Raw genomic sequence first — 25,017 nt, 5'->3', positions numbered from 1 at the left:
CGCGACCGTAGTCCGCAGGCTCCCTTCTAGCCGCTATCATCGGGACATGACAATGACGACGATGGATGTGCCGGCTGCCGCCGACCTGATGCGCGGAGCGGCGCTGTTTCACGGACTGGGAGAGCGGACCCGGCTCGCGATCGTGGCGCAGCTGGCCGCCGGCGAGCGGCGGGTCGTCGACCTGACCACCGTCCTCGGGCTTGCCCAGGGCACCGTCTCGGGGCACCTGGCGTGCCTGCGTGACTGCGGGCTCATCGTCGGGCGCCCCGAGGGCCGGCAGATGTTCTACTCCTTGGCCCACCCTGAACTGATGGATCTGCTCGCCAGCGCCGAGCGTCTGCTCGCGCTGACCGGTGAGGCGGTGGCGCTGTGCCCGAACTACGGCTGCAGCGACGATCTGCCGTCCGCGGCCTCCACCGGGGTCCGGGCACGCGCAGCAGAGGAGGGGGCCACGAATGAGTGACGCATGTGGCTGCGGCGGCGATGAGCCGGTGAGCGCACCCGAGGGCGGCGAAGAGGCGCCGCAGCGGCTGGTCGAGGTCGACGAGCTGCGTGCGGGCGCGGTTGCCGGGGTGCTGCTGGTGGCGGGCTATGTCACCAGGTGGCGGGGCGGCCCGGACGTGCTCGAGCAGGTGCTGTTGTGGGCGGCGCTGCTCGCGGGCGCGTCCACCTTCGTGCCCGGCACGGTGAAACGGCTGGTCAAGGGCAAGATCGGTGTCGGCACGCTGATGACGATCGCCGCGGTCGGCGCGGTGCTGCTCGGCGAGGTGGGCGAGGCCGCGATGCTCGCGTTCCTCTACTCGATCAGTGAAGGGCTCGAGGAGTACTCACTGGCCCGGACCCGTCGCGGGCTGCGTGCCCTGCTGTCGCTGGTTCCCGAGCAGGCGACGATCCTTCGTGACGGAGCCCAGGTCGTCGTGGCCCCGGCCGAGCTGCGGGTCGGGGACCTGATGCTGGTTCGTTCCGGGGAGCGGGTCGCCACCGACGGCGTGATCCGCACCGGCCGAACCGCCCTGGACGTCTCGGCCATCACCGGCGAGTCCGTGCCCGTCGAGGCCGGCCCCGGCAGCGAGGTGTTCGCCGGGTCGATCAACGGCACCGGCGTCCTCGAGGTGCAGGTCACCACGACCGCCGCCGACAACTCCTTGGCCCGGATCGTACGGATCGTCGAGGCCGAGCAGTCCCGCAAGGGCGCCAGCCAGCGCCTGGCCGACCGAATCGCCAAGCCCCTCGTGCCGGGAGTTCTCATTGCCGCCACCCTCATCGCCCTTGTGGGCAGCGTGCTCGGTGAGCCGGCAACATGGATCGAACGAGCCCTCGTCGTACTGGTGGCGGCCTCGCCCTGCGCGCTGGCCATCTCCGTACCCGTCACCGTGGTCGCCGCGGTGGGTGCGGCCAGCCGCCTCGGGGTCCTCGTCAAGGGCGGCGCCGCCTTGGAGGCCCTCGGCGCGGTTCGCGGGATCGCGCTGGACAAGACCGGCACCCTGACCGCGAACCGGCCCCGTGTCGTCGAGGTCACCACTGTCGATGGCGTCAGCCGGGCAGAGGTGCTGGCGGTGGCCGCCGCGCTCGAGGCCCGCAGCGAACACCCCCTGGCCCGGGCCATCCTCGCGGCCGTCGACACGGTGACCGACGCCCAGGACGTCGAGACCGTCACCGGAGCCGGCCTGACCGGCACCATCGACGGACGCCAGGCTCGGCTGGGCCGACCCGGCTGGCTACCGAACGGGCCCCTGGCGGCCGACATCCAGCGGATGCAGCGCGGCGGCGCCACCGCGGTGCTCGTCGAGCTCGACGGGGCCGTGATCGGCGCCATCGCCGTGCGTGACGAGCTGCGTCCCGAGGCCGCCGAGGTCATCGCGGACCTGCGCGGATCCGGGTACACGGTGACGATGCTGACCGGTGACAACCGTGCCACCGCGACCGCGCTGGCCACCGAGGCCGGGATCACCGACGTGCACGCCGACCTCCTGCCGGAGCACAAGGCCGCGATCATCACTCGCCTTCGCGAGCAGCGTCCGACGGCGATGGTCGGCGACGGCGTCAACGACGCGCCGGCCCTGGCGACCGCTGATCTCGGGATAGCGATGGGTGCGATGGGCACCGACGTCGCGATCGAGACGGCCGACGTCGCGCTCATGGGTGAGGACCTGCGGCACCTGCCGCAGGCGCTCGAGCACGCCCGTCACGCCCGCCGGATCATGCTGCAGAACGTCGGCCTGTCCCTGGCGATCATCACGGCGCTGATGCCGCTGGCCCTGTTCGGGATCCTGGGGCTCGCGGCCGTCGTGCTCGTCCACGAGGTCGCCGAGGTCGTCATCATCGCCAACGGGGTCCGCGCCGGTCGTGCCCCGGCCCTGCCGGCCAGCCGCGTGTCCGGCTTGGCTGGGTCGCCCAGCCTCTCGGACGCTCGATGAGCACGCTGCCGCCCAGCCGCCAGGGGGCTCCGGCGGCCGGGCGACGGGCCACCGTGTTCGCCGCCGCGGCCGTGGTGGCGATGGTTGATCTCGGTGTCAAGGTGTGGGCACAGGCCGTGGTGCCACCCACCGGGATCGAGGCGGGCCCGGTGGACCTGCGCCTGGGATACAACCCGGGGGTGGCGTTCTCGTTCGCCGCGGAGGCGCCGCCGGGGGTGGTCCTCGCCGTGACTGCGGTCGTGACCGCGGGGGTGGCCGCCCTCGTGTACCGGGCTGCGCCGAGCGGGTCCCGGCTGCAGCTGCCCGCGTTCGCCGCGGTTCTGGGTGGCGCGGTCGCGAACCTCACCGACCGCGCCGGTGACGGGGTGGTGACCGACTACCTGCACTCCGGCTGGTGGCCCACGTTCAACCTTGCGGACGCGGCCATCGTGGCCGGCGTGATCCTGCTGGTCCTCAGCAACGTGGTCCGCAACGGCCCGGACCGGGCCGACGCGCCCGCCGGTGCACGAGGAGCGCGCAGGTGAGCTCCCGCTCGCCAGCAGGCGCGACAGCACGCCCGGTCACGATGCGGATCGCGGCCGGTCTGGCGCTGCCGTTGACGGCTGCCCTCCCAGGGGTGTGGTTGCGCGTCAGCGGCACGTCTGTTCCCCCGGCAGCCGCGGCCGCCGGGTATGCGGCCGCGGTGATCGGCGCCGCCTTTCTACTGACGTGGGGCACCGAGCTCGCGGAGATCGACCTGGGCGAGGGGCTGGCGCTGGCGTTGCTGGCGCTCATCGCGGTCCTACCCGAGTACGCAGTCGACGTCGTCTTCGCCTGGCTGGCCGGCCAGGACCCGGCCACCTATGCGCCACTTGCGCTGGCGAACATGACGGGGGCGAACCGGCTGCTCATCGGTGTCGGCTGGTCCGTGGTGGCATTGGTGGCGATCACGGCGGCCCGCCGTGCCCGCCGCTCCGGCCAGCCCGTGCCGGGCGCGCGCCAACCGGAGGTCGGCGGCACCACCGAAGCCCACGGGTCAGGTTCCGAGGCTGGAATGGGCCCTGACGGTGAGGGCGGGGAGGCGCGTAGTGCGGTGCGGCTGCAGCGCACTCAGGTGGTCGAGCTCGCCTATCTCGCCGTCGCCACCGCTTACGCGTTGACGCTGCCGCTGCGCTCGAGCCTCACGATCATCGACACGGTCATCCTGTTCGCCATCTTCGGCGCGTACCTGTGGCGGGTCAGGGCCCTCGAGCCCCAGCGCGATCCCGAGCGCCAACGCGAACCGGAGCAGGACCCGGGTCCCGCCACAGACGACAGCGACGATGAGGCCGATGAGGCCGATGAGTTGTTCGGTCCCGCCGCGGCGGTCGCGCAGCTGCCCACACGGGTCCGCCGCATCATCACCGTCGGTATGCTCGCGGCCGCAGCGCTCATCATTCTCGCGGTCGCCGAACCGTTCGCCGAGAGCCTGGTCGCCACCGGCGAACAGCTGCACGTCAGCCAGTTCCTGCTCGTGCAGTGGGTCGCGCCGCTGGCCTCGGAGACGCCGGAGTTCATCGCGGTCCTGCTGCTGGCGCTCAAGCTGCAGTCGTCGGCCGCCCTCGGGGCGTTGATCTCCTCGAAGATCAACCAGTGGACGCTGCTGGTCGGGATTCTGCCGCTGGTGTTCGCGCTCTCGGCAGGCTCACTGACCGGGCTCCCCATCGACCCGGTGCAACGAGAAGAGCTGCTCCTGACCGCCGCGCAGTCGGTGTTCGCGGTCGCGCTGGTGGTCACCGGCACACTCACCCGGGCCGGAGCCTGGTCGTTGCTGGGATTGTTCACCGCCCAGTTCGTGGCCGCGTGGACGGCGCCGGCCGACTGGGCCGGCACCGTGCGGCTGACCATCGCCGGGGTGTACCTCGCGCTGGGTGCCGCCCTGCTGGCGGCACGCCGCCACCATCTGACGCGGGTCATGCGCACCGGTCTGTGGCCCGCTCGCGCGCGGGTCGGGCACTCGTCCGCGCCGCCCGATGGCTCGACCGGCGCGGGCGGCCACAGGTGAGCTGGGGGATCGCGCTCGTGCTGGGTTTCGTGCAGGGACTGACCGAGTTCCTGCCGATCTCCTCCTCGGCGCACATGCGCGTGGTGGCGGCGTTGGCCGGCTGGCCCGACCCGGGCGCCGCGTTCACCGCTGTCACGCAGCTCGGGACCGAGTCAGCGGTGCTGCTCTACTTCCGCCGCGACATCACCGCCATCGTGACGGCGTGGACCCGGTCCGTGCGCGGCAGGGTGCCGCGGTCGGACCCCCACGCTCGCCTGGGGTGGTACGTCATCATCGGCACCGTCCCGATCGGCATCCTCGGGCTGGCCTTCCAGGACACGATCGAGACGGCGCTACGCGACCTGCGCCTGGTCGCGGCCACCCTGATCGTCTTCGGGCTTGTCCTCGGCCTCGCCGACCGGGTCGCGGCCAACCGCCGACCACTGGAGGCGCTCACCACCCGGCAGGCCCTCGCCCTCGGCACGGCGCAGGCACTGGCGCTCATCCCAGGGGTCTCCCGCTCCGGAGGCACGATCAGCGCCGGCCTGCTGCTCGGTTACACCCGAACCGCCGCGGCCCGGTACGCGTTCCTGCTGGCCGTTCCCGCAGTGCTCGCCTCCGGCGGGCTGGAGCTGACGAAACTGGGCGAGGGCCCTGCACCGGAGTGGGGACCCACCGCCCTCGCAACGGTGGTGGCCTTCGGCACCGGCTACCTCGTCATCGCCTGGTTCCTGCGCTACATCAGCACCCACCGGTTCACGCCGTTCGTCTGGTACCGGGTCGGGCTCGGCGTCCTGTTGCTGGGGCTCCTCGGCGCCGGACTCATCACGCCCTGAAGGCCCGAAGCCTGACAAACCCGACGCCGCCCGCGGCCTAGCTGCGCCCAGTGCTGCGCGCAGTGCTGCGGGCAGCCAGACCGGTGCGGCCCCGCGCAATGCTCCTGCGTACCAGTCCCGGACCGCGACCGGCCAGCAACGCCGCGCAGCCCGGCTCGGCCCGCGCGAACGACAGCAACATGCCCAAGGCCAGCAACGTGGTGACCATCGAGGACCCGCCGGCGGACAGCAACGGCAGCGGCACGCCGACCACCGGGACCAACCCGATGACCGAGCCGATGTTGATGACGGCCTGGCCCATCAGCCACGCCATCACCCCGGCGGTGGCGATACGCACGAACGGGTCACGAGCCCTGACCACCAGCCGGTAGCAGCACCATGCGAGCAGCCCGAACAGGACCAGCACGACCAGGGTCCCGGGGAGTCCGAGCTCCTCGCCGATGATGGCGAAGATGAAGTCGTTCTGCGCCTCAGACAGCCACGCCCACTTCTCCTTCGAGGCACCCAGGCCGACGCCCCACCACCCCCCGTCCGCCAACGCATACAGCCCATGCACCGACTGTCCGCACGCGCCGTTCGGGTCGGCACGGCAGGCAGCATCGAGAAAGTTGCTGATTCTTCCCACGCGGTTACCGCTGCCGCCAACCAACAACAGAACACCTGCAGCCACCGCAAGACCACCGACGAGGAACACCCGAAGTGGCGCCCCCGCGACCGACAGCACCGCGGCGATCAGGATGCTCATCACCATGGCTGTGCCCAGATCATGACCGGCGAGCACGAGCGCCAGAACCATCCCCGAGATCGGCACCACATACGGGAGCAGGACGTGCCGCCAGTCCCCGACGCGGCTGCCCTTGTTCGCAAGAATGGTGGCCCCCGTCAGCACCAAGGCGATCTTCGCGAACTCGGACGGCTGAACCGTGACCGGGCCCAACGCCAGCCAGTTCTGGTTGCCGTTGACGTTCACCCCCAACCCGGGAACGAAGACGGCGGCCTGCAGGACCAGCGCGCCCAGCAGCACCGGCCCGGCCAGCCGCCGCCACCCACGCAGGGACACCCGGGCGGCCGCAACGGCCACAACGGCGCCGACAGCGGCGAAGATCAGCTGCCGGACGAAGATGGCGTACGAGGCCTGACCCTGCAGCAGCGCCTCCACACTCGAGGCCGAGTAGACCATGACCAGCCCCAAGACCACGAGCGTCACGGTGACACCCACCAGGAGGTAGTACGTCGTCAGCGGCGACTCCAACCGGCTGATGTGGACAACCGGGCGGCCCTCGAGAACATCCACACCCCCGGGGCCTGCCCCCGGCGGCCGGGACGCCGGAGTGGGCCCTCGCCCGGCCGGACTCACGCCGTCACCGGACCGAGACATCGGCTCGTCAGTGAACCCGCCACCCGCGCTACCGACACCGCGGCGGCCACATCCCGCGCTTGGGTCTGGTCTGGGCAGGCAGCCCCTCGGCCCCGCGAAAAACAACACATGAGTTGCAGTGTCTCCCGGGCCAGGAGATTTACAGCGGACCCACCTCTAGAGATCGTCCCCCGTGTCGTGTGAAGACGTTCCTCAAGGGCGCCGAGCAGCGCGATAGACGATCTCGGGCAGTCGTCGTGTCAGCCCGCGGGTCGCGCCTTGCCACCCATCACCCGACTCGAGTCCTGACAACCTCTCGGCTCGCGACGGCTAGGCCACTACTCGTTCACGAGGACGGGTACGCCGACGGCCGCTGCCTTGGCGCGGCCCTGCAGCTCCTTGGGGACGATGATCCTGACCTTCTCGAGCTCGGTGGGCGGGCCTGCGTGCTGGTGCGCTGGGGCGCTCTCGTCGTTGTGGTAGTCGAAACGGCCGGTACCGATGAGGGCGCCGTTGGCGTCGTAGAAGCCGGCCAGCGCCCCGAACTCGAGCACGTTACTCACGTCGCTGATGATGGTGGCGGACGCGGTGACGGACCTGCCGTCAAAGCGAAGACCCGTCATGGTGAAGCGGTCGTCGAAGGGGCCGGCCGCTTGGACCGCGCTGCCTGGACGGGGACGCAGCGTGGACAGCGACGGCAGGCCGGGCTCCCCCGTGGCCGGGATGTTTCCGGGCAGTGACACGCGGGCGGCTGCAGGCCCCTGAACCGAGGCCGGGCGGGCGGGCGGGCCCGTCACAGCGCGTGTGACGGCCCCGGCCGCCGCGAAGACGGTGACGGCGAGAGCGGCGGCGAGGACGGCCGCGGTGAGGGCCGAGCGCTTCATGGTGGGGTGTCCTTGGGATGAGCGTGGGCCGATGGCCAAGGTGTGCTGAGAGCCGCGCTGCCAGGGTCGTGACGAGCCGTGGTGGGCCACGCGGCATGCGACCGCGGGGCCCACCACGACTCAGCTGGGCACGTCTTCGCGTCCGCGACGCGCCTCGTAGGTGTCACTTGAGGCGCAGGGCGCCGGTGACGACGTCGAAGAGGTCGGTGTTGTCGATCTCGCCACCGAGCTGCTGCGACCCGGGACCGTAGGCAAAGACCGGCACGTCGGCGCCGGTGTGGTTGCCGGACAGGTAGGTGAGCCACAGGCTCGCCTCTAAGGAGCCGTCCTTGACGTCCGCCGGGTCATCCTTGGTGCGGAAGGTCGCGGGCGCGAAGTTCTTGGGGTCCCCGGCACCGGCGCCGTTGATGATGCCGGTGGAGCGGGTGCCGTCCTTCACGTTGCCGGACGCGCGGAGGGTCGCGGAGTTGTTGGCGGTGTTGCCGCTGTCGACGTTGGTCGGGGGCGCGGCGGCCTCGGCGTTGGTGAAGGTGCCCTTCTCGATGATGTTGAAGCCGGCGCACTCGTGGTCGGCCGTCACGATGACGAGGGTGTGGCCGTCGCGCTTGGCGAAGTCCATGGCGACCTTCACGGCGTCGTCGAAGGCCTTGGTCTCCTCGAGCGTCTGGGCGGCGTCGTTGGCGTGGGACCGCTTGTCGATGAGGGCGCCCTCGACCTGGAGGTAGAAGCCGTTGCCGGACTTTGCCTTGGCGTCGAGCAGGTCGATGGCCTTGGAGGTCATCTCGCGCAGCGAGGGCTCGGCGTCCTGCGGGGCGCTCGGGTTCTCGCGCTTGAACTTCTCGATGGTCAGGTTGCCCTTGTTGAACAGGCCGAAGACCTTGCTGCCGCTGGCGCCCTGAAGGTCTGAGCGGGTCGCGACGGTCTGGCTGGCTGGCGAGCCGAGCACGGAGTAGCCCTGTGCCTTGAGCGCGTTCTCATCGGAGGTGTCGAAGCGCGAGAGCCCGCCGCCGAGGATGACGTCGGCGGTGCCGTTGCGGGCGATCTGGTCAGCGATCGGTGTCACGCGGATGTCGCTCGTGGGAAGCGGCTGGCCGGTGATCGCGAGGTCCTGGCACGAGCTGGCGCTGTAGTTCGGGCCCTGGCAGCCGCGCGCGAGGGCATGGCTGGCCTGGCCGGCCGGGGTGGCGTCGGTGATCTCGGCGGTCGAGACGTTGCCGGTGGCGTAGCCCGCAGACTTCGCGAGCTCCATGGCCGTCGGGACGACCTTGCCCTTGGCGTCGACGCCCAGAGCAGCGTTGTACGTCTTGACCCCGGAGGCCCAGGCGGTCGCCGCCGACGCCGAGTCGGTGACGTAGTTGGGGTGGAAGTCGGCCTTGCCCGGCTGACCGGAGTTCTTCTCGACCGAGTAGGTCGCGTTCTGCCCGACGACCGGCAACTGCTCCATGTTGAGCTTGCCGTTGGCGCCGTAGTAGCGCAGTCGCGCGGCATCCACGTGGGTGCGGCCCATGCCGTCACCCAGCAGGTAGACCACGTTCTTGACCCGACCGTCGTCGGCCCCCTGTGCCCCTGCCGCGGGGGCGGCCATGGCACCCGCGGTTCCTGCGACCGCGGCGAGGGCCGCAAGGGCCGCGCTGGTCACCTTCATCCTGGTTCGCATCTGAGCATTCCTCACTCACGTTTCGATGGGCGCCGCAGCCGGCGCCCAGCCGGACGCTAGGGCCGCGAGGGTCGGCTGCGGCCGACGGTCACGTGACCAGACGATGAACGCTCGCCGACGAGCGGCCTGCCGCGCCGGGACCGCGCACGAAGTACTGGTCACAACGCCCGGTCATCAGCGTGAGGTGTTTAGCGTCAAGGGCTGGGCGGGTGCCATGTCTCGTCGTTGGTCTGCATAGCTAATCGAGGTCGTGCTCGGCAGAGTGTGATCGGTGGGTCGACGACGGGCCGGGGCGCCGCGCGAGGGCGGGCCGTTTGCGGGCCTGCATGACTGGCCGGTGCTTGGACCCCTGCTGTGACGTTGGACCGGCACCATGGCACGACCTGGACGAAGGCGCCGGGCGCGCCGCTGCTCACCATGCTCGCCTGGGCCGACAAGGCCACCGCAGCCGGGATCACCATCGACGGCACGGTCGCCGTCAGCACCGACGCGGGCCGGACCTGGAAGGCCGGCGCGGCACGACCAGACACTCCCGCCCAAGCGATCAGCGCGAGCCGCATCACCAACGGCAAGCTCGAAGTGCTCCTGGCCACCCAAGACACTGTCAACGCCATTATCGACGGCGGGGCCACGCTCGGAGCCGCCAACTGAGGAAAGCCCACCATCGGCACCCAGCGTCAAGGAACGCGGGCCGACGCAGGTGAGCCGCGCGCGACCCCAGCGGTGGGGTTGGCCGGGCGACCATCCCCCGCCCCCTCCGGGGCAATGGAATGAAGGCGCGGCCAGGAGCCGGTGGGTGCACCCCGCAGGGGCCGGAGCGAAGCGGAGGACGTCGGGCAGCCCCGGAAGCCGAAGAGTTTGGGGAGGAGATAAGCGACGAAGGAGCGCCGACCCAAAGTCTTCGGTTGGAGGGGCCGAGGCGGAGCCGAGCCGACGTTGCGCACGCCAGCGGGGCCGCGACCATGAAATGCCCCGGAGGTGGAGGGGAAAAGACAGCGGCGCCCGGAGCGAAGCGGAGGGTGTCCGTCAGCCGGCTGAGCAGGCCTGCTTGTGGCCTATTGGGCCCGTTGTTCGTCGCTGGGTCCGCCGGGGTCGGCCTGTCGGTGATGGGTGGCTAGTCGCGACCCGGAGGGGAGGTACCAGACGTGGCGGTGAGGCGCCTCTGGCGTTGATGGCCTCGGTTGTGTTTGGTGCGGTCGTGCAGGCCTGCACCTGGCCGGCCGCTGGCCAGGGTGTCGTCCAACGTCGTCGGCAGCCGCCTTGGGGCTCTCCGCGGTTCGTCGCCTTGTCGTGTCGGTGCCTAGTGGGACAATCCCGACATGCGTTCCTTACCCGCCTTCATCCGCGCGACCGATTCTTGGTCGCGCTACGGGTGCTTGGTCGGGTCTGAGGCCAGACGATGACACCTCCTCCCCCGGCGACGCCCGGTCAGCGATCGGTCGTCGAGACTCATTACGAGCGCGTCGGCCAACAGCCGGTGGCCTTCATTGACGAGACCTACTCCGCTCAGCAGGGGCAGCTGAACTTTTACGTCATGGGCGCGGTCGTCGTCTCGGCCAAGGACCGCGACGGGTTGCGTAGTGACCTCGACGAGCGCGTGGAGAGTGGGTACTGGCACACCACCGATGTCCTGCGCTCTGACGAGGGCCAGGATCAAGCGCTCGATCTGCTCCAGTGCCTGGACGAGGTCCACGAAGCGTGCGTCATCATCCACCGGACCGACGTGGATCCGGATGACACAGACGGCGAGGAGGCCAGGCAAGAGTGCCTCGGCCTCCTGCTGGAGTCCCTGTTCCATGCAACCGGGGGGACTCACGACCCGGTCGGCCTCATGATCATGGAGGAGCGCCGAACCGCCCGGCAGAACAACAACGATCGCCGGACCCGCGCGCAGTTGATCCAGGACAAGCGCATCGACCCGACTGCGCAGCTCCTGCACGTCTCTCCCGGCACCGACCACTTGCTGTGGCTGCCTGACCTGGTCTGCTCGGCCTATCGTCAGCGGCTGTTGGGCCGTGGGACCGCACTCTTCGACGAGGTCGAGCGGCTCGCAACGGTGACCACCTTCGCCGGAGATACAGCAAACCCCCGGCTGCCGTAGCTACACCGGGGGCCAACCTGACTCACACGCATCGCGGGGAGCCGAAGCCTTTGCTGAGAGACACATTACCAAGTTTTCTTGGTAGCGCCCAATCTCATGGAGATATATCTCGATGAGACCCGGTCTTAAATCCTGGTTAGCTCAGTGTCCAGAGGGGGTCGAGCGATCCCAGCCTTGAGCGCGAGGGCCAGTTGTCTCCGTGGCCCTTCCTCTTCTCATCGTCGCGTGGCCGCGACCTGGGGCGCTCGGGCAGGGGTGTCTCTTTATGCTCGTCGCCGGCGCTTGGGTTCATCGACGAGCGGTGCTCCTGCGCCGCGGGTCGACACTCCCCCTTGCTCTAGGGCGCGACGGATCGCTGTCTGGCTGCGGCCGGTGAGCTCGGCGAGCTCACCTGTTGACTGCACCCACAGCGGCGTTGCGAACGGGCGCTTGGCTGCTGCGATGGAAGGTTGGCTTCATGGCTGCGGCGCGAGCTGGGCGGGACGTTGCACGGTTGGTTCTGCCGCGTTCGGGGGCAGTGGTGGCGGCCCCTGGTGTGGGGTGGCAGGTGGTCGACGCGGCAGGTCGCCCGGTTAAGGAGATCACGGCCTTCTTGATCGACATCGCGGCGACGGGCGCGTCGGTGGCAACCCGCCGTTCGTACGCGTATGACCTGCTCCGGTGGTGGCGGTTCTGCCTGGCTGTGGAGGTCCCCTGGCGGGAGGCCTTCCGTGAGGAGGTGCGCGACTTCGTCCTGTGGCTGCAGGGCGCCCCGAACGGCCAGCGGCGCCGGGCCGCGGACCCGGCTGCGTCCGTGTCGGAGGAGAGTTCTTCTTCGGGCGAGCGGTCGACGTCGCGGCCGGCGGCGGGATCGATCAACGCGGTCACGGGCAAGGCGTATCTTCCGGCGGGGTACGCGCCCCGGACGATCAACCACGCGTTGACGGTGATCTCGTCGTTCTATGAGTTCGCGGTCGCTGCCGGGCTGGGCCCGCTGGCCAATCCTGTCCCGCGGTCCTCAGCGCGGGGTCGAACCGGGCCGTCTCGCCGGGTCGGGGCCAGGTCTGGGCTGCCTCGGCGCGGCACCTACCGGCAGCGGCAGCCGCGGATCCAACCGCGGTCCATTGGGGAGCCGCTGCTGCAGGAGCTGTTCTCGGTGTTGGGGAATGACCGTGATCGGGCGTTGGTGGCGGTGACGCTGTCCTCCGGGGTGCGGGCCTCGGAGCTGCTGTCGATGACACGCCATGGCGTCAACGCCGGCGAGGGCGTGTTGAGCGTGGTCGGTAAGGGGCAGGCCGGTCTGCGGGTGTGGGTGCCTGCCGCGCCGGAGTCGTTCGTGTGGATCGCCCGGTACCTCGCCGGTCACGTCCGCTCTGGGTTCGATGCAGGCATGGGCGACCAGCCGCTGTGGATGACGTTCGGCAACCCGCCTCGACCGTTGACGTACTTCACTCTGCGGCAGGTCCTGGGGTCAAGTCCGCTGGGGTGGTGTATGAGGTTGATCCCTCGGTTGGGCGTGTCGGTCAGGCCGTGAGGGCCTGAAGTTCGAGGTCGGTGCTCACCTCCTCGGCGTGCTGGGTGTCGACGGCTTGGGCGCGGGCGAGGACGTCGAGTCCGAGGTAGCGGCGGCCTTCGGCCCACTCGTCGTGTTGCTCGGCCAGGACGGCGCCGACGAGCCGGATGATGGATGCGCGGTCGGGGAAGATCCCGACCACGTCGGTGCGTCGGCGGATCTCGCGGTTGAGCCGTTCGTTGGGGTTGTTCGACCAGATCTGACGCCAGACCTCCTTTGGGAACGGCGTGAACGCGAGGATGTCGGCACGAGCGTCCTGGAGATGTTCGGCGACGGCGGGAAGCTTCTCGGCCAGGGCGTCGACGACACGGTCGAACTGGGCGTGGACGGCGTCGGTGTCGGGCTGGTCGTAGATCGAGTGCAGCAACGCCTTGACCCATGGCCAGGACGACTTTGGGGTCGCGGACATCAGGTTCGCTGCGTAGTGGGTGCGGCAGCGCTGCCAGGCAGCGCCCGGGATGGTCGCGGCGATCGCGTTCACGAGCCCGGCGTGCGCGTCGGACGTGACGAGCTTGACGCCGGCCAGGCCGCGGGCTGTGAGGTCGCGGAAGAACGCGAGCCAGCCGGCGCCGTCCTCGCTGGTGGTGACCTGCACGCCGAGGATCTCGCGGTGCCCATCAGCGTTCACGCCGGTGGCTACCAGCACGTGCACCGGCACCACCCGCCCACCTTCGCGGACCTTGAGCACGAGCGCGTCGGCGGCGACGAAGGTGAACGGCCCGGCCTCTTCGAGCCGACGGGTGCGGAACTGCTCGACCTGCTCGTCGAGCTCCTTGGCCATCACCGAGACCTGGGACTTCGACAACCCGGTGATGCCGAGGGTCGCCACCAGCTTGTCCATCCGCCGGGTCGAGACCCCGAGCAGGTAGCAGGTCGCCACCACACTGGTCAGTGCTCGTTCGGCACGCTTCCTGCGTTCGAGCAGCCACTCCGGATACAGGCTTCCCTGGCGGAGCTTGGGCACTGCGACGTCGAGAGTCCCGACCCGGGTGTCGAGGTCGCGGTGGCGGTAGCCGTTGCGGGAGTTGACCCGCTCCGGGCTCCGCTCGTTGTAGCCGGCGCCGCACACCGCGTCGGCCTGGGCGGAGAGCAGTGCGTTGACGAACGTGGTGAGCAGCTCCCGCATCAGATCAGGGCTCGCCTGGGACAGCTGCTCGTCGAGGAAGCGGGCAGGGTCGATACTGGGTACAGCGGTCATCGTTGTGGTTCCTTCTTCGAGTCGGTTTTCGCAGATCACTCGAAGGATCCACCCGGTGGCCGCGCCTACGTTGGAGGCACGCGCTCACTCAGGTCCGTCGTACACCACTCTGCTGGACTTCACTGGTCCTGGAGCGGGCCAACGCGAAGCTCGGCGCGAACCTGACGTGGCACGACTTCCGTCACACCTTCGCTCACCGTCTGCTGGCCGACGAGCGGATGACGCTGACCGATGTCCAAATGCTGCTGCGGCATCGCAACATGGATACCTTGCAGGCGTACTCGGCGGCCCGGCTCGATGAGCTCGTCGCCTCCCTGCATCGGCATCTGAGCCGACCGGCGCCAGCCGCGGCCCGGCCCGCGCCGGGCTACGCCGCCAGCGACCTGCACACCCTTTTCCCGGGCGTGACGCTGTGACCACGCACTTGGCGAAGGGCGGCAGGCCAAACAACCCCCCGCTGCAGCCGATGACGTTCACTCAGGTCCAGTTGGCGGCCACCGGGCAGGACCTGGGGTCGGCTGCCCGGTCGGTGCTGGAGCCGTTGATGGTGAGCCTGATCTGCCACTGGCGCCCGGTGACACCGCAGTTGCCTCGCGCCACCCGTGATGGCTCGGCTACGCGTGCGACGAGCCGGCTGCTGGACTGGCTCGAAGGCCACCCGGGCACGACATGGCGCCAGCGGTGGGAGGCAAGTGAGTCCGCTGGGGTGCGCGGGACCGCCTGGTATGAAGCCGCCGGCTTCGGCCGACCGGCCCTGCGGTCAGAGATCAGGTACGCCCTCAACGCCGTCCTCGTGCTCAAGGCGGTCCGCCCCAGCCACGTGTGGATCATGGAAAGCCGGCGGGAACGACTCTGGACCGACTTCGTCGAGGTCCACGACACCGACCTGTTCGCCCACGTCGCGGCCATGACCGCGCAGGCCCCCCACCCCGACCAGACGACCTGGCGGGTACGGACCAACCTGGTCAACCTGTGCCTGGTCACCGGACGGTCCCTGACCGAGCTGACTGGCGCTGACTTCATCAGCGCCCGGCGCGAGCTGATGGACCGCCAGCGGGTGGGTCACCGCATGCACACCACCTGGGAGTACGCCCGCCGCGCGGGGCTGCTCCCCGGGGAACCGGACTACATGCTGCAGGTCACCAGCGCCCCTCCCCTGACGCCCGAGCAGCTGGTGGCCCGGTACAACATCGAGGACCCCGACATCCGTGCCGTGTTCGTGGAGTACCTCACCGAGCGGTGCACCGAAACCGACTACTCCACCCTCAACGGCATCGCCATCCACCTGCTCGGGAAGTTCTGGTGCGACATCCAGGCCCACCACCGCGGCATCGCCACCTTGCGGCTGACCTCGGAGCAGGCCACCGCCTGGCGCACCCGGGTCGCGACCCTCTCGAACGGGAAACCGCGAAAGGACTGGGCCCAGCTGCTCGCCCGGGTCCGGTGCTTCTATTCCGACATCTCCCACTGGGCCCACGAGGACCCCGCCCGCTGGGCGCGCTTGATCCGCGCGGTCAGCGCGATGATGTCCTCGAGCTCGTCCAGCGCCATCTCAGCGACGAGGCCACGCACCTCGTCCACGCCAGCCGCGCCCTGAGCCACGGTCAGCAGCCAGGCGTGCAGCGCCTGCTGGTGCTTGGCCAGGTCTAGCGACCGCGGCTTGGGAGCGTGGGCCGGGTCCAGCTCGTGCACCCGCCACAGCAGGCTGTTGATCGTGCGGGTCCGGGTGTTCACCAACGCTTCTCGCCGGTCGACCAGCAGCTTCGCCTCCCGGGAGGCCTTGTCGTGCGAGGCCACCGGCAGCTCCGGTTCGCGCAGGAACGCGCGCGCGACCGCCAGCGCGTCGATCGGGTCCGACTTGCCCCGGGTGCGCGCGACCCGGCGCTGCTCGGCCATCATCTTCGGCGGGACCCGCACCACCGCCTGCCCGGCGCCGAGCAGGTCTCGCTCCAGCCGCGCGGACAGGTGCCGGCAGTCCTCGATCGCCCAGGTCAGCTCCTCGCCGAACTGCTGCCGGGCCCACCCCAACGCCTTCAGATGCCCGGCCGTGGTGGCCGCGACCGTCAGCTGCCCGACCTGCTTGCCGACCGCGTCGACAGCGACGAACGTGTGCGTCCGCTTGTGTACGTCAGCGCCAACAACAACCATGGTGGTTGCCTCCTTCACCTGATCAGTGACTGGACGGTTGGGCCGGTCGGCGGACACATCTCAGTGGGGGCGATGCCACGCTCCTATCAAGTCACGCCGGCCGGTCCGTCACACCGGTCGCCGGCAAAACGCATGAACGCCAACCCGGGGGCGGCACCGAGGCTATGAGCCAGACGACCAATGATCAGGACCCAACCACCGCGTGAGCGGTGCTGTCACCCTGACACTGAGACCGAGGCTAGCGGCGACCTCCGACAAGGCAGCGAGGTTGTTTCGAAAGGGGACCCTCCAACGGGACCCCTCCTCCGCAGCCGGCGGCGCACCAAGCCTGTGACTCCCGGCGGAAGTTGGCGGGCTCCTGCCGGGACTAAGTGGCGGTGGGCTGGCCGGGCGTTCGATCCGCTGACCAGCTGGCCGTGGGTGCCGTCGTCGCGGTGAACGGACCTGACGGGCAGGAGTGGGGCGACGGAGCCACGACGGTGTCCGGCGCCACTGTTACCCAGCGCCTTGGCGATGGCCTCCCGGCCGGGGACTTCCAGGTCGCTTGCGCTCCGTGTCCGGTGACGGCCACCCTGTCGACGGGACCTTCCGCTTCACCGTTGAGGCGGCGCCTGAAAGCGCGAGCACATCTGAGCCGTCGCCCGAGCGTGCCGACGAAGGGGCGACACCGACCTGGCCGCCTACAACGCGATGCTCGCACGCCTGGCCCGGCGCGCCGATGCCACCGCCCCTGGGCGCACCCAGCAACCAGGGGCCCCCCAAGCGCTCGGCGGAGGTGTCGAGGGACTGAGCGGCTACCAGGTCAGGTCTGAGCACTCGTGCTGCTGCTGGGCCGTCTCCACCTGGAGCGTGGCGTGGGCGATGCCGAAGCGATCCCGCAGGATGTCCCGCGCGGCGGCCAGGACCGCGGCGTGATCCGATCCGCTGCTCGCGACGAGGTGAGCGGTGGCGACGTTCATCCCGGAGGTCAGCACCCACAGGTGCAGGTCGTGGATGGCGCTCACGCCGGGCACGGCGCTCAGCTCTCGGCTGACGGCCTCCGGGTCGATGCCGGCGGGTGCGTGCTGGCCGAGTACCGCGACGACCTGCCGCCCCAGGGTGACGGCACGCACGATGACGAAGATGGCGATCGCCAGGGCGACGACGAGGTCCCAGACCGGTCGCCCGGTGGCGATGATCAGAACACCGGCGACCATGACACCGACGGAGCCGGCAGCGTCGGCCACCACTTCGAAGTAGGCGCCCCGGACGTTGAGGCTGTCCTTGGACCCGCTGCGCAGCAGCAGCATGGAGACAAGGTTGATCACCAGGCCCACGAAACCGACCGCGAGCATCACGCCCGAGGGTAGGGACGGGTCCTCGCCGATCCGGCTGATCGCCTCGACCACCACGTACACCCCGACGCCGAGCATGATCAGCACGGTCAGGCCGGAAGCGAAGACTTCCGCGCGGTACGAGCCGTAGGTTCTTCTTCCGGTGGGGTCGGGGCGGGTGGCGATCCGGGTGGCGAGCAGGGACGCCCCCAGGGCCACGACGTCGGCGGCCATGTGCCCGGCGTCGGAGATCAGCGCGAGCGAGCCGGAGATCAGCCCCGCTGCCAGCTCGACGGCGAAGAACGTCGCGGTCAGGAAGAACGCTGCGGCGAGGCGGCGGCGGTAGCGCCCGCCGGCGTGCTCAGCGACGGGGGCGTGAGCGTGCCCGGCGCCCATCAGCGGATCCCTTCGTGTCCGGTGTGCTCGCGGCACACGTCCAGCAGCATCCGCACGTGGGTATCGGCCAACCGGTAGTACACCCGGCGGCCCTCTCGCCGGTTGCCCACCACCCCCGAGGCCCGCAGTAGACGCATCGTCTGGGACACCGACGCCTCTGGGACCTGCACCGCTGCGGAGATGTCGCACACGCACAGCTCACCGGCCTCCAGCAGCGCGTAGAGGATCTTGGTGCGCCGTACGTCACCGAGCAACCGGAACAGCTCGGCCAGCGTCCCTGCCTCGGCGTCGTCCGGGACGCTGGCGCGGACCAGCGCCACGCGCTGCGACAGGGGATCATCACCGACGCAGCCGTCCAACGGCAGGACCCGACCCATGGGCATCTCCTCATCTACGCGGATCTTCAGATAACGTCACCCTAGCGCTGCGATCGCCGTGGGGTCGCAACCGGTCGATCGGTCTTCAGACCCATGTCGCTGTCAGGGACGCAGGCGGGGAGGAACGTATGCAGGACGACCCGGGCGTTACGGGGCCGGTGTGGCTGCCGACCGCACCGGCGTCCCTGGAGACGATGCTGGCACCGACGCTGCAGCCCGTGCCGGTCCTTCCGGTGCTGGCGGTGGTGCTGCTGGTGCTGTACCTGGCGGGCGCGTGCCGGCTGTGGCTGCGGGGTCGGCGCTGGTCGATCGGTGCGACCATCTCGTTCACGGTGGGCTGTGTGGTGCTGGCGCTGGTGACCGGTGCGGGCATCGAGGGGTACGGGTTGCGGCTGTTCTCGGCGTTCATGTTCCAGCAGCTGACGTTGATGATGCTCGTCCCACCGCTGCTGGTGCTGGGGCGGCCCGGCACGTTGCTGCTGCGCGCGACCCCGCACCGGGGGGTGGGCACGGTGGTGCTGGTCACGGCGCGGCGGGCCCTGCGCAGCCGGGTCAGTCGGGTGGTGCTGCACCCGGCGGTGATGGTGCCGTTGTTCCTGCTGGCGTTCTACGGGCTGTACCTGGCCGAGCTCGCCGACCCGCTGCTGCGCACCTGGACCGGGCACCTCGCCCTGGAGGTGGGGTTCCTGGTGGCCGGTCTGCTGTTCACCGTGCCGGTGCTGTCCACCGACCCGTTGCCTATCCGGCAGACCCATCACGGCCGGGCACTGGACCTGCTGCTGGAGATGCCCCTGCACGCGTTCTTCGGGGTGATCGTGATGATGGCCACCGCGCCGATGGTCCCGCTGTTCGCCGCGCCGCCGGCCGGCTGGGGGATCGATCCCCTGCGCGACCAGCAGCTGGCCGGTGGGCTGGCCTGGTCCTACGGGGAGGCGCCGGGACTGCTGATGCTCCTGCTGATCGCCAGCAGGTGGCAGCGCAACGACACCGAGCGCTCCACCGCCCGAGACCGGCAGATCGACCGCGACGGCGGCGCCGACGCCGAGCTCGAGCAGTACAACGCCTACCTCGCGCGCTTGAACGGCTCGCGGCCCTCGGGGGCGCCACCTGCACAACCGTGATGGTCGAGCCTCACGGGACCGCAGCATCGGACGTTGTCGACACCGCGGTGGTGGTCTTCTCGACGATGTCCTGGCCGAGCCGTATCCCGGTGTAGGCCGCGACGGCCATCAGCACGAGGAACCCGACGATCAGGCGCCACTCCAGCCACGAGGGCCACACGCGGGTGACCCACACCCGGCCCGGCACCCGCAGGGCTCGCACCCGCTGGGCCCGCACCCGCAGCGTCGGGGCGTGGTCGTCGGCCGCGCGGAGCCGCCGCGGGAAGGGGCGGCGGCTGCGGTCGCGGCCGGGTCGTCGACTGCCTGCCAGCGCACCGCTGACGACAGCGGCCGCCGCCAGGACGTAGACGGCCGTCTGCGGCGTGGTGCCCAGTCGCGCCGCCGGGGTGAGCGTGGTGCGCAGCGGGAGCGAGGCGATGAGCTCCTCATCGGTGAACAGACCGGTCCGCGCCACGACCGTCCCGTCCGGCATGATCATCGCGCTGACGCCCACGGTGGAGACCTGGACGGTCGACCTGCCGTGCTCCACCGCCCGGAAGCGGGACATCGCCAGCTGCTGGGTCGACTCCGGGGTGCGCCCGAACGAGGCGTTGTTGGTCGGGATGACGATCAGCTCTGCCCCGTCGAGGACCCCTTCGCGGATGAGGTCTGCGTAGGCGACCTCGAAGCAGATCCCGGTGGCCAGGCGCACGTCACGTCCGAGCGCGTCGATCCACACGTCCATGACGGCGGGGTCGCCGCCGGCTGCCATGTCCGTGGCGACCCGGTCGACGAGCGGAGTGAGCTGGCGGAAGAATGCGCGGAAGGGGACGTACTCCCCGAAGGGGACCGGGTGCTGCTTGGCGTAGGCGTCGCCACTCCCCGCACCGGCGGTCCAGGAAATGATCTCGTTGTAGCGGATGTCCTGCCCGTCGGGGAACCGCTGGGTTCCCAGCAGCAGTGGGGCGCCGACCGCTGCGGCGGCGCGGTCCACGGTCGAAGCCTGCGCCAGGTCGGTGCGGGGGTCGATGTCGGCGGCACTCTCCGGCCACACCACCAGGTCCAGCTTGCGCCTTCCGGCGGTCGCCGCGAGCCGCTCGGTGCCTTGGGCGTGGTTGGCCGTGACGTCGCGGGCCTGCTCGGCCCAGTCGGCGCCCTGCTGCGGGACGTTGCCCTGGACGGCGCCGACCAGCAGTGAGCCGTTCTCCGGGCCGGCTGTCAGGGGAAGCCGGCCCGGGGCGCCGGCCAGGAGCACCGCGGCGAGCAGCGCCCGAGTCGCGGCGATAACCGCGGTGCGGCGCAGGTACTGCAGCGCCAGCGCGATCAGCGCCCCCGTCACGGCGACGAACGCGGAGACCAGGACCTCCCCTCCGTAGGGCGCGAGACGTAGCAGGGGCGCCTCGGTCTGGGAGAACGCCAGGAAGCCCCACGGGAAGCCCCCGAAAGGCCAGGAGCCGCGGACCTGCTCGATGGCGACCCACAGCACGGCTGCGGTGACCGCCTGGGCCAGCGGGCGACCGGTGAGCCAGACGGCCCTGCGCGCGTAGGTCCACAGCGCGCCGAAGCCGGCGACGTACAGCGCCTGGAACACGCTGAGCGCGACCCACGGGAGCGCCGATCCGGTGGCCTGCACTGCCCAGTGGACCAGCGGCAAGAAGAAGGCCAGCCCCCAGACCAGGCCGATGCCTGCGGCGCGGACCAGTGACGCGCCGCGCATCGCGAGCAGCAGGCACGCCATGCCGGCGTAGGCCAGCGGCCACCATCCCCGGTCAGGAAACGCGAGACTCGTCGCCCAGCCACCCACGCCTGCTCCGACCAGCACCAGCCCCGGCGGCATGAGGCCAGGCAATGAGGCGCCACCGTTGCGGCGTCGCGCATTCACGCGCTCGACCTCCTGCCGGGGCGACCCGGCGCGGACACGAAGCACCAGCAAAGCGACGCCGGTGACGATCGCGGTGTCGGCGATGTTGAAGGTCGGGAACCACCCGCTGTGCAGGTAGTCGGTGACCACCCCGTCCCCAGCCCGGTCCACGACGTTCGCGATCGCCCCACCCAGGACCAGGGCGAGGGCAGGCAACCGCCCGCGCGAAAGAGCGGCGCCGGTCCGCCAGGCGACCACACCGACCGCAGCCGCTCGGCCTCGTGCTCCTCGGCTTCCTCGCCGCCGGGGGTGGTCTCGTCGTCGCTGCAGCCGCAGGCGTCGCTCATCGTGCACTCTCCTTGGCGATCGGGTCAGAGGTGGTGGGACTTGCGTAGGTGGGGCACAAGGCCACAGCGTTGCCGGTCGCGGCCAGCAGGCCCTCGGCCACAGCGAGAAGGTCCATCAGCTCCGGGCGGGTCAGGTGGTAGACCGACGCGCGTCCCTGCGCGCGGTAGTCGACCAACCCGCAGTCCCGCAGGCAGGCCAGGTGTGAGGACACGGTGGACTGGCTCAGGCCCAGCTCGGTGCACAGGTCCACGACCCGCGCCTCGCCCCTCGCCAGGCGGCGCACCAGCGCCAGGCGCGTCGGGTCGCCCAGGCCTCGGAACAACGCCCCTGCGGGCGCGAGCTCGGCCCGGCCACTTACATCAGGACTTGCGGTGATCATCGGCATGGGTCGATGCTAGCGCCTATCGGGTGTGGGTTCGACCCGGTCGGGCTCTGGAGGCTGCTGTGTCCGATCTATCGGCCGCCCCGGCCACAGCCGCGAGTAGCGCGCGGGCCTCGCACCGCAACCAACCGAAAGGCCCCTCGATGGACTTGGCCGTAGCCGTCCTGCAGGCCGTCGGTCTGTTCCTCGTGACCAACATCGACGACATCATCGTGCTCTCACTGTTATTCGCCCGCGGCACCGGCGCCCCAGGCACCACCGCCGAGATCATCGCCGGGCAGTACCTCGGCTTCGGCGCCATCCTCATCGCCTCCGTCCTGGTCGCACTCGGCGCCAACGCCTTCCTGCCTGAAGACGCCATCGCCTACTTCGGACTCATACCCCTGCTCCTGGGCCTCTACGCCGCCTGGCGGGCCTGGCGTGGCCGCGACGACGACGGTGACGACCCGGGCAAGGCCGTCGCCGTCTGGACCGTCGCAGCGGTCACCTTCGCCAACGGCGGCGACAACATCGGCGTCTACGTCCCGGTCTTCCTCACCGTCGGCCCCGCCGCGACCGCCGCGAACGCCGTCGTGTTCCTCGCCCTGGTCGCCGTGCTCGTCCTGGCCGCCAGGTACGTCGCCACCCGACGACCCATCGCCGAAGTCCTCGAACGCTGGGAACACGTCCTGTTCCCCCTCGTCCTGATCGGACTGGGCATCGTCATCCTCCTCGAGGGCGGCGCCTTCGGGCTGTAGAGCCGTTGGCCGTTCCCGGTGGCGGCGGAGAAGGTCATCGTCGGCGGGCGATTGCCGGTCACGGTTCTCGGCCGCCCCCTGGCCTGCTGCCGATGCGCGGACGGCGGTCGCGGCTCAGAGGTACCGACAGACGTCGGTCGGGTCGCAGGCCCCGGGGTCAGGTGCGGCGGCGGCGTCTCGCAGCTCGGTGACGTTCTCGCGCAGCGCCTGAAGGTCCGCGATCTGGCGGTCGAGCTGGTGGACGCGGCTGTCGAGCAGCTGGCGGACGTGGTGGCAGGGCGCCGCACCGGCGTCTCGTACGTGCAGCACCTCTCGGATCTGCGCCAGGGTCAGGCCGGCGGCCTGACCACGGCGGATGAAGTTCAGTCGCTGGAGGGTCGCGGGCTCGTAGTCGCGGTAGCCGGTGGTGGTGCGCTCGGGCGCCGGGAGGAGCCCTGCCTGTTCGTAGTAGCGCAGCGTCTTGGTCGTGGTGCCGCTCGCCTGGGCCAGCTCTCCGATACGCACATCGCCTCCAGCTGCCGAGCCTACCGGCCTTGACCTTCCAGTGCGCTAGAAGGTCCAGGCTGGCGCCTGGAGCAGGACCGACGACGAAGGGATCTGGCATGAGCGCGGGCTATGACGTGGACCTGGCGGTGGTCGGCTCCGGTGGTGCGGCGATGGCGGCTGCGATCACCGCTCGGCAGACTGGGCACACCGTGGTCCTGATCGAGCGCGGCGTTCTCGGTGGGACCTGCGTGAACATCGGCTGCGTGCCGTCCAAGACGCTCCTGGCGGCCGCCGGCGCCCGACACTCCGCCCTGACCAATCCCTTCGACGGCGCTCCCACGTCCGCAGGTGGCGTAGACCTACGAGCGCTGGTTCACCAGAAGGACGAGCTCGTCGAGCGCATGCGCAGTACGAAGTACGCCCACGTCGCCGCCGCCTATGCGTTCGAGGTCGTGCCTGGGCACGCCAGGTTCCTCGATCGCGACACGCTCGCGGTCGACGGCGAGCCGCTGCGCGCCCAGGCGTACGTGGTGGCCACCGGGGCCGCGCCGGCGGTGCCCGAGCTGGCGGGTCTGGACAGCGTGGACTGGTTGACGTCGACGACGGCCATGGAACTCGAGCAGGTGCCGAGGTCCCTGGTGGTGATCGGTGGCGGCTACGTCGGGCTCGAGCAGGCGCAGCTCTTGGCCCGTCTCGGTGCGAGGGTGTCCCTGGTCGGGCGCGTGGCCCCCCGGGCCGAGCCGGAGCTGGCCGAACGCCTGCGTGCGGTCTTTGCCGAGGACGGCATCGGTGTCCTCGAGGAGCACGCCGTCGCCGTCTCGGTCGACGGAGGCGAGGTCGTCGTACGGGCCGCCTCGGGTGCTGCCGTCCGCGCAGAACGGCTGCTGATCGCCACCGGTCGCACGGCCCGCACCGACGGGCTGGGGCTCGCCGCAGCCGGCGTCGACGTCGACGAGCGGGGTTTCGTCGTCACGGATGAGTTCCAGCGCACGACCAACCCGCGCGTCTACGCCGCAGGCGACGTGTCCGGTGCCCCGCAGTACGTCTACGTCGCCGCCGCCGCAGGCCGCGCCGCCGCCACCAACGCACTGACCGGCCCGGACGGTCCTGGGGCGCGGGTCGACTACACCGGCCTGCCCACCGTGGTCTTCACCAACCCCCAGCTCGCCTCGGCCGGGCTGAGCGAGAAGGAGACCCTCGAGCGCGGCCACGACTGCAGGTCCCGAGTACTGAACCTCTCAGAGGTCCCGCGCGCCCTGGTCAACCGCGACACCCGAGGGGCCGTGAAGATCGTCGCCGACGCCACAACAGGCAAGGTCCTGGGGGTGCACGCCCTCGCCGACGGTGCCGGCGAGATCATGCTCGCCGCGACCTACGCCATCAGAACCGGCATGACGGTCGACGACCTCGCAGACACCTGGGCGCCCTACCTGACCATGGCCGAGAGCCTGCGGATCGCCGCAGGGCTGTTCCGCAACCATTTGCCGACGTCCTGCTGCGCCTGACCGGTCCAGCGCCCTCGACGCCCCCGCTGTCATTCCGGCCGCGCTATGTGCTGACCGCACCAAACCCGGCACTGTCGCTCGCGACCCGGATGCTGTGGCCAGCTTCGGCCCCATGCCGCCGAGCTCAGCCACACGCCCGGTTCTACACCTGGCGGCGGCTGGGCGCTCTGGGCCGCCCGCCGTTCCGCGCTGAGCCGAACCAGGCGCTGCCGCCGACCGTCTCACGCCATCGCCGGAAACGAACGTTTCCGCTACACCGGAGTCGAGATTCCGGTGAGGTCTGACATCGACCCGGATCGTGTAGCGGAACTCAGTGCCGAAATCTACGGTTCGGAACTTCCCGGTGGGGATGAGTTTCGC

Annotated in this window: 22 protein-coding genes and 1 pseudogene; 13 read left to right on the top strand and 10 right to left on the bottom strand. The window is 70.5% G+C overall.

Going from position 1 to position 25,017, the window contains the following annotated elements; all coding sequences use genetic code 11:
- The first annotated feature begins 46 nt into the window (after positions 1 to 46).
- From ADJ73_RS04920 to ADJ73_RS04900, 5 genes are read left to right on the top strand one after another with little or no spacing between them, the layout of a single operon-like run.
- Positions 47 to 463 (top strand): ArsR/SmtB family transcription factor, encoded by a 417-nt coding sequence (locus ADJ73_RS04920; protein WP_050349261.1) that lies wholly within the window; start codon positions 47 to 49, stop codon positions 461 to 463.
- Positions 456 to 2,417, top strand: coding sequence for a heavy metal translocating P-type ATPase (locus tag ADJ73_RS04915; RefSeq protein ID WP_037214234.1), 1,962 nt, complete (start codon positions 456 to 458; stop codon positions 2,415 to 2,417). The genes ADJ73_RS04920 and ADJ73_RS04915 overlap by 8 nt, the downstream gene beginning before the upstream one ends.
- Complete coding sequence (locus ADJ73_RS04910) at positions 2,414 to 2,941, top strand: signal peptidase II (protein ID WP_019285899.1); 528 nt, start codon at positions 2,414 to 2,416, stop codon at positions 2,939 to 2,941. Before ADJ73_RS04915 ends, ADJ73_RS04910 begins: the two co-directional genes overlap by 4 nt.
- On the top strand, positions 2,938 to 4,440 hold the full coding sequence (locus ADJ73_RS04905) for a sodium/calcium exchanger protein (RefSeq protein WP_050347336.1): 1,503 nt from the start codon (positions 2,938 to 2,940) through the stop codon (positions 4,438 to 4,440). Before ADJ73_RS04910 ends, ADJ73_RS04905 begins: the two co-directional genes overlap by 4 nt.
- Complete coding sequence (locus ADJ73_RS04900) at positions 4,437 to 5,255, top strand: undecaprenyl-diphosphate phosphatase (RefSeq protein WP_037214229.1); 819 nt, start codon at positions 4,437 to 4,439, stop codon at positions 5,253 to 5,255. The genes ADJ73_RS04905 and ADJ73_RS04900 overlap by 4 nt, the downstream gene beginning before the upstream one ends.
- Before the next feature lie 37 nt (positions 5,256 to 5,292).
- On the opposite strand, the gene ftsW is transcribed toward ADJ73_RS04900, so the two are convergent.
- The 3 genes from ftsW to ADJ73_RS04885 all read right to left on the bottom strand — a co-directional run bounded on the left by ftsW (position 5,293) and on the right by ADJ73_RS04885 (position 9,153).
- The gene (gene ftsW / locus ADJ73_RS04895; RefSeq protein WP_050347335.1) at positions 5,293 to 6,549 is read right to left on the bottom strand and encodes a putative lipid II flippase FtsW; all 1,257 of its coding nucleotides are present in this window, start codon (positions 6,547 to 6,549) and stop codon (positions 5,293 to 5,295) included.
- A 401-nt stretch (positions 6,550 to 6,950) separates the two neighbouring features.
- Entirely contained in the window at positions 6,951 to 7,496 is a 546-nt protein-coding gene (locus ADJ73_RS04890) for a hypothetical protein (protein ID WP_019285895.1), read from the bottom strand.
- Between the two features lie 163 nt (positions 7,497 to 7,659).
- Positions 7,660 to 9,153 (bottom strand): alkaline phosphatase, encoded by a 1,494-nt coding sequence (locus tag ADJ73_RS04885; protein WP_239266025.1) that lies wholly within the window; start codon positions 9,151 to 9,153, stop codon positions 7,660 to 7,662.
- Between the two features lie 354 nt (positions 9,154 to 9,507).
- Between ADJ73_RS04885 and ADJ73_RS04880 the strand changes: the two genes are divergently transcribed.
- The 3 genes from ADJ73_RS04880 (at position 9,508) to ADJ73_RS04870 (ending at position 12,767) form a co-directional block, all read left to right on the top strand.
- Positions 9,508 to 9,804: a hypothetical protein gene (locus ADJ73_RS04880; protein ID WP_019285893.1), complete on the top strand. Its 297-nt coding sequence runs from the start codon at positions 9,508 to 9,510 to the stop codon at positions 9,802 to 9,804.
- Between the two features lie 748 nt (positions 9,805 to 10,552).
- Entirely contained in the window at positions 10,553 to 11,254 is a 702-nt protein-coding gene (locus ADJ73_RS04875) for a hypothetical protein (RefSeq protein WP_156188123.1), read from the top strand.
- Between the two features lie 592 nt (positions 11,255 to 11,846).
- Positions 11,847 to 12,767: a tyrosine-type recombinase/integrase gene (locus ADJ73_RS04870; RefSeq protein WP_156188122.1), complete on the top strand. Its 921-nt coding sequence runs from the start codon at positions 11,847 to 11,849 to the stop codon at positions 12,765 to 12,767.
- Here the strand turns inward: ADJ73_RS04870 and ADJ73_RS04865 are convergent.
- Complete coding sequence (locus tag ADJ73_RS04865) at positions 12,757 to 14,004, bottom strand: IS256 family transposase (RefSeq protein WP_050346957.1); 1,248 nt, start codon at positions 14,002 to 14,004, stop codon at positions 12,757 to 12,759. The genes ADJ73_RS04870 and ADJ73_RS04865 overlap by 11 nt on opposite strands.
- Positions 14,005 to 14,006: 2 nt before the next feature.
- Here ADJ73_RS04865 and ADJ73_RS16500 point away from each other — a divergent pair, with 2 nt between their 5' ends.
- Entirely contained in the window at positions 14,007 to 14,420 is a 414-nt protein-coding gene (locus ADJ73_RS16500; protein WP_082176743.1) for a tyrosine-type recombinase/integrase, read from the top strand.
- Positions 14,421 to 14,470: 50 nt separating this feature from the next.
- Positions 14,471 to 15,601 carry a hypothetical protein gene (locus ADJ73_RS17480; protein ID WP_156188121.1) on the top strand — a complete coding sequence of 377 codons (1,131 nt, stop codon included), beginning with the start codon at positions 14,471 to 14,473 and terminating at the stop codon, positions 15,599 to 15,601.
- Here ADJ73_RS17480 and ADJ73_RS04850 read toward each other — a convergent pair.
- The 3 genes and pseudogenes from ADJ73_RS04850 to ADJ73_RS04840 form a co-directional block, all read right to left on the bottom strand.
- A pseudogene (locus ADJ73_RS04850) lies at positions 15,493 to 16,170 on the bottom strand (IS110 family transposase); the annotation flags it as partial. The gene ADJ73_RS17480 and the pseudogene ADJ73_RS04850 sit on opposite strands and share 109 nt — an antisense overlap.
- 776 nt (positions 16,171 to 16,946) lie before the next feature.
- On the bottom strand, positions 16,947 to 17,861 hold the full coding sequence (locus tag ADJ73_RS04845; RefSeq protein WP_013882289.1) for a cation diffusion facilitator family transporter: 915 nt from the start codon (positions 17,859 to 17,861) through the stop codon (positions 16,947 to 16,949).
- Positions 17,861 to 18,238, bottom strand: a complete 378-nt coding sequence (locus ADJ73_RS04840) for an ArsR/SmtB family transcription factor (RefSeq protein WP_013882290.1) — start codon at positions 18,236 to 18,238, stop codon at positions 17,861 to 17,863. Before ADJ73_RS04840 ends, ADJ73_RS04845 begins: the two co-directional genes overlap by 1 nt.
- A gap of 128 nt (positions 18,239 to 18,366) precedes the next feature.
- On the opposite strand from ADJ73_RS04840, the gene ADJ73_RS04835 reads away from it, so the two are divergent.
- Complete coding sequence (locus tag ADJ73_RS04835) at positions 18,367 to 19,359, top strand: cytochrome c oxidase assembly protein (protein ID WP_019285889.1); 993 nt, start codon at positions 18,367 to 18,369, stop codon at positions 19,357 to 19,359.
- Positions 19,360 to 19,369: 10 nt separating this feature from the next.
- Here the strand turns inward: ADJ73_RS04835 and lnt are convergent, their stop codons facing one another.
- On the bottom strand, positions 19,370 to 21,415 hold the full coding sequence (gene lnt / locus ADJ73_RS04830; protein ID WP_156188120.1) for an apolipoprotein N-acyltransferase: 2,046 nt from the start codon (positions 21,413 to 21,415) through the stop codon (positions 19,370 to 19,372).
- A gap of 127 nt (positions 21,416 to 21,542) precedes the next feature.
- Complete coding sequence (locus ADJ73_RS04825) at positions 21,543 to 21,932, bottom strand: ArsR/SmtB family transcription factor (protein ID WP_013882302.1); 390 nt, start codon at positions 21,930 to 21,932, stop codon at positions 21,543 to 21,545.
- 140 nt (positions 21,933 to 22,072) lie between these two features.
- Here ADJ73_RS04825 and ADJ73_RS04820 point away from each other — a divergent pair, with 140 nt between their 5' ends.
- Positions 22,073 to 22,666, top strand: a complete 594-nt coding sequence (locus tag ADJ73_RS04820; protein WP_048700088.1) for a cadmium resistance transporter — start codon at positions 22,073 to 22,075, stop codon at positions 22,664 to 22,666.
- Between the two features lie 114 nt (positions 22,667 to 22,780).
- On the opposite strand, the gene ADJ73_RS04815 is transcribed toward ADJ73_RS04820, so the two are convergent.
- Positions 22,781 to 23,170 carry a heavy metal-responsive transcriptional regulator gene (locus tag ADJ73_RS04815; protein WP_019285885.1) on the bottom strand — a complete coding sequence of 130 codons (390 nt, stop codon included), beginning with the start codon at positions 23,168 to 23,170 and terminating at the stop codon, positions 22,781 to 22,783.
- A 98-nt stretch (positions 23,171 to 23,268) separates the two neighbouring features.
- Between ADJ73_RS04815 and merA the strand changes: the two genes are divergently transcribed.
- Entirely contained in the window at positions 23,269 to 24,657 is a 1,389-nt protein-coding gene (merA, locus tag ADJ73_RS04810; protein ID WP_048700091.1) for a mercury(II) reductase, read from the top strand.
- The last annotated feature ends 360 nt before the right edge of the window (positions 24,658 to 25,017 follow it).

Source organism: Arsenicicoccus sp. oral taxon 190 (assembly GCF_001189535.1).
Lineage (GTDB): Bacteria > Actinomycetota > Actinomycetes > Actinomycetales > Dermatophilaceae > Arsenicicoccus.
Note: the sequence above shows the minus strand (reverse complement) of the source record. Positions and strands in the feature narration are given on the sequence as shown.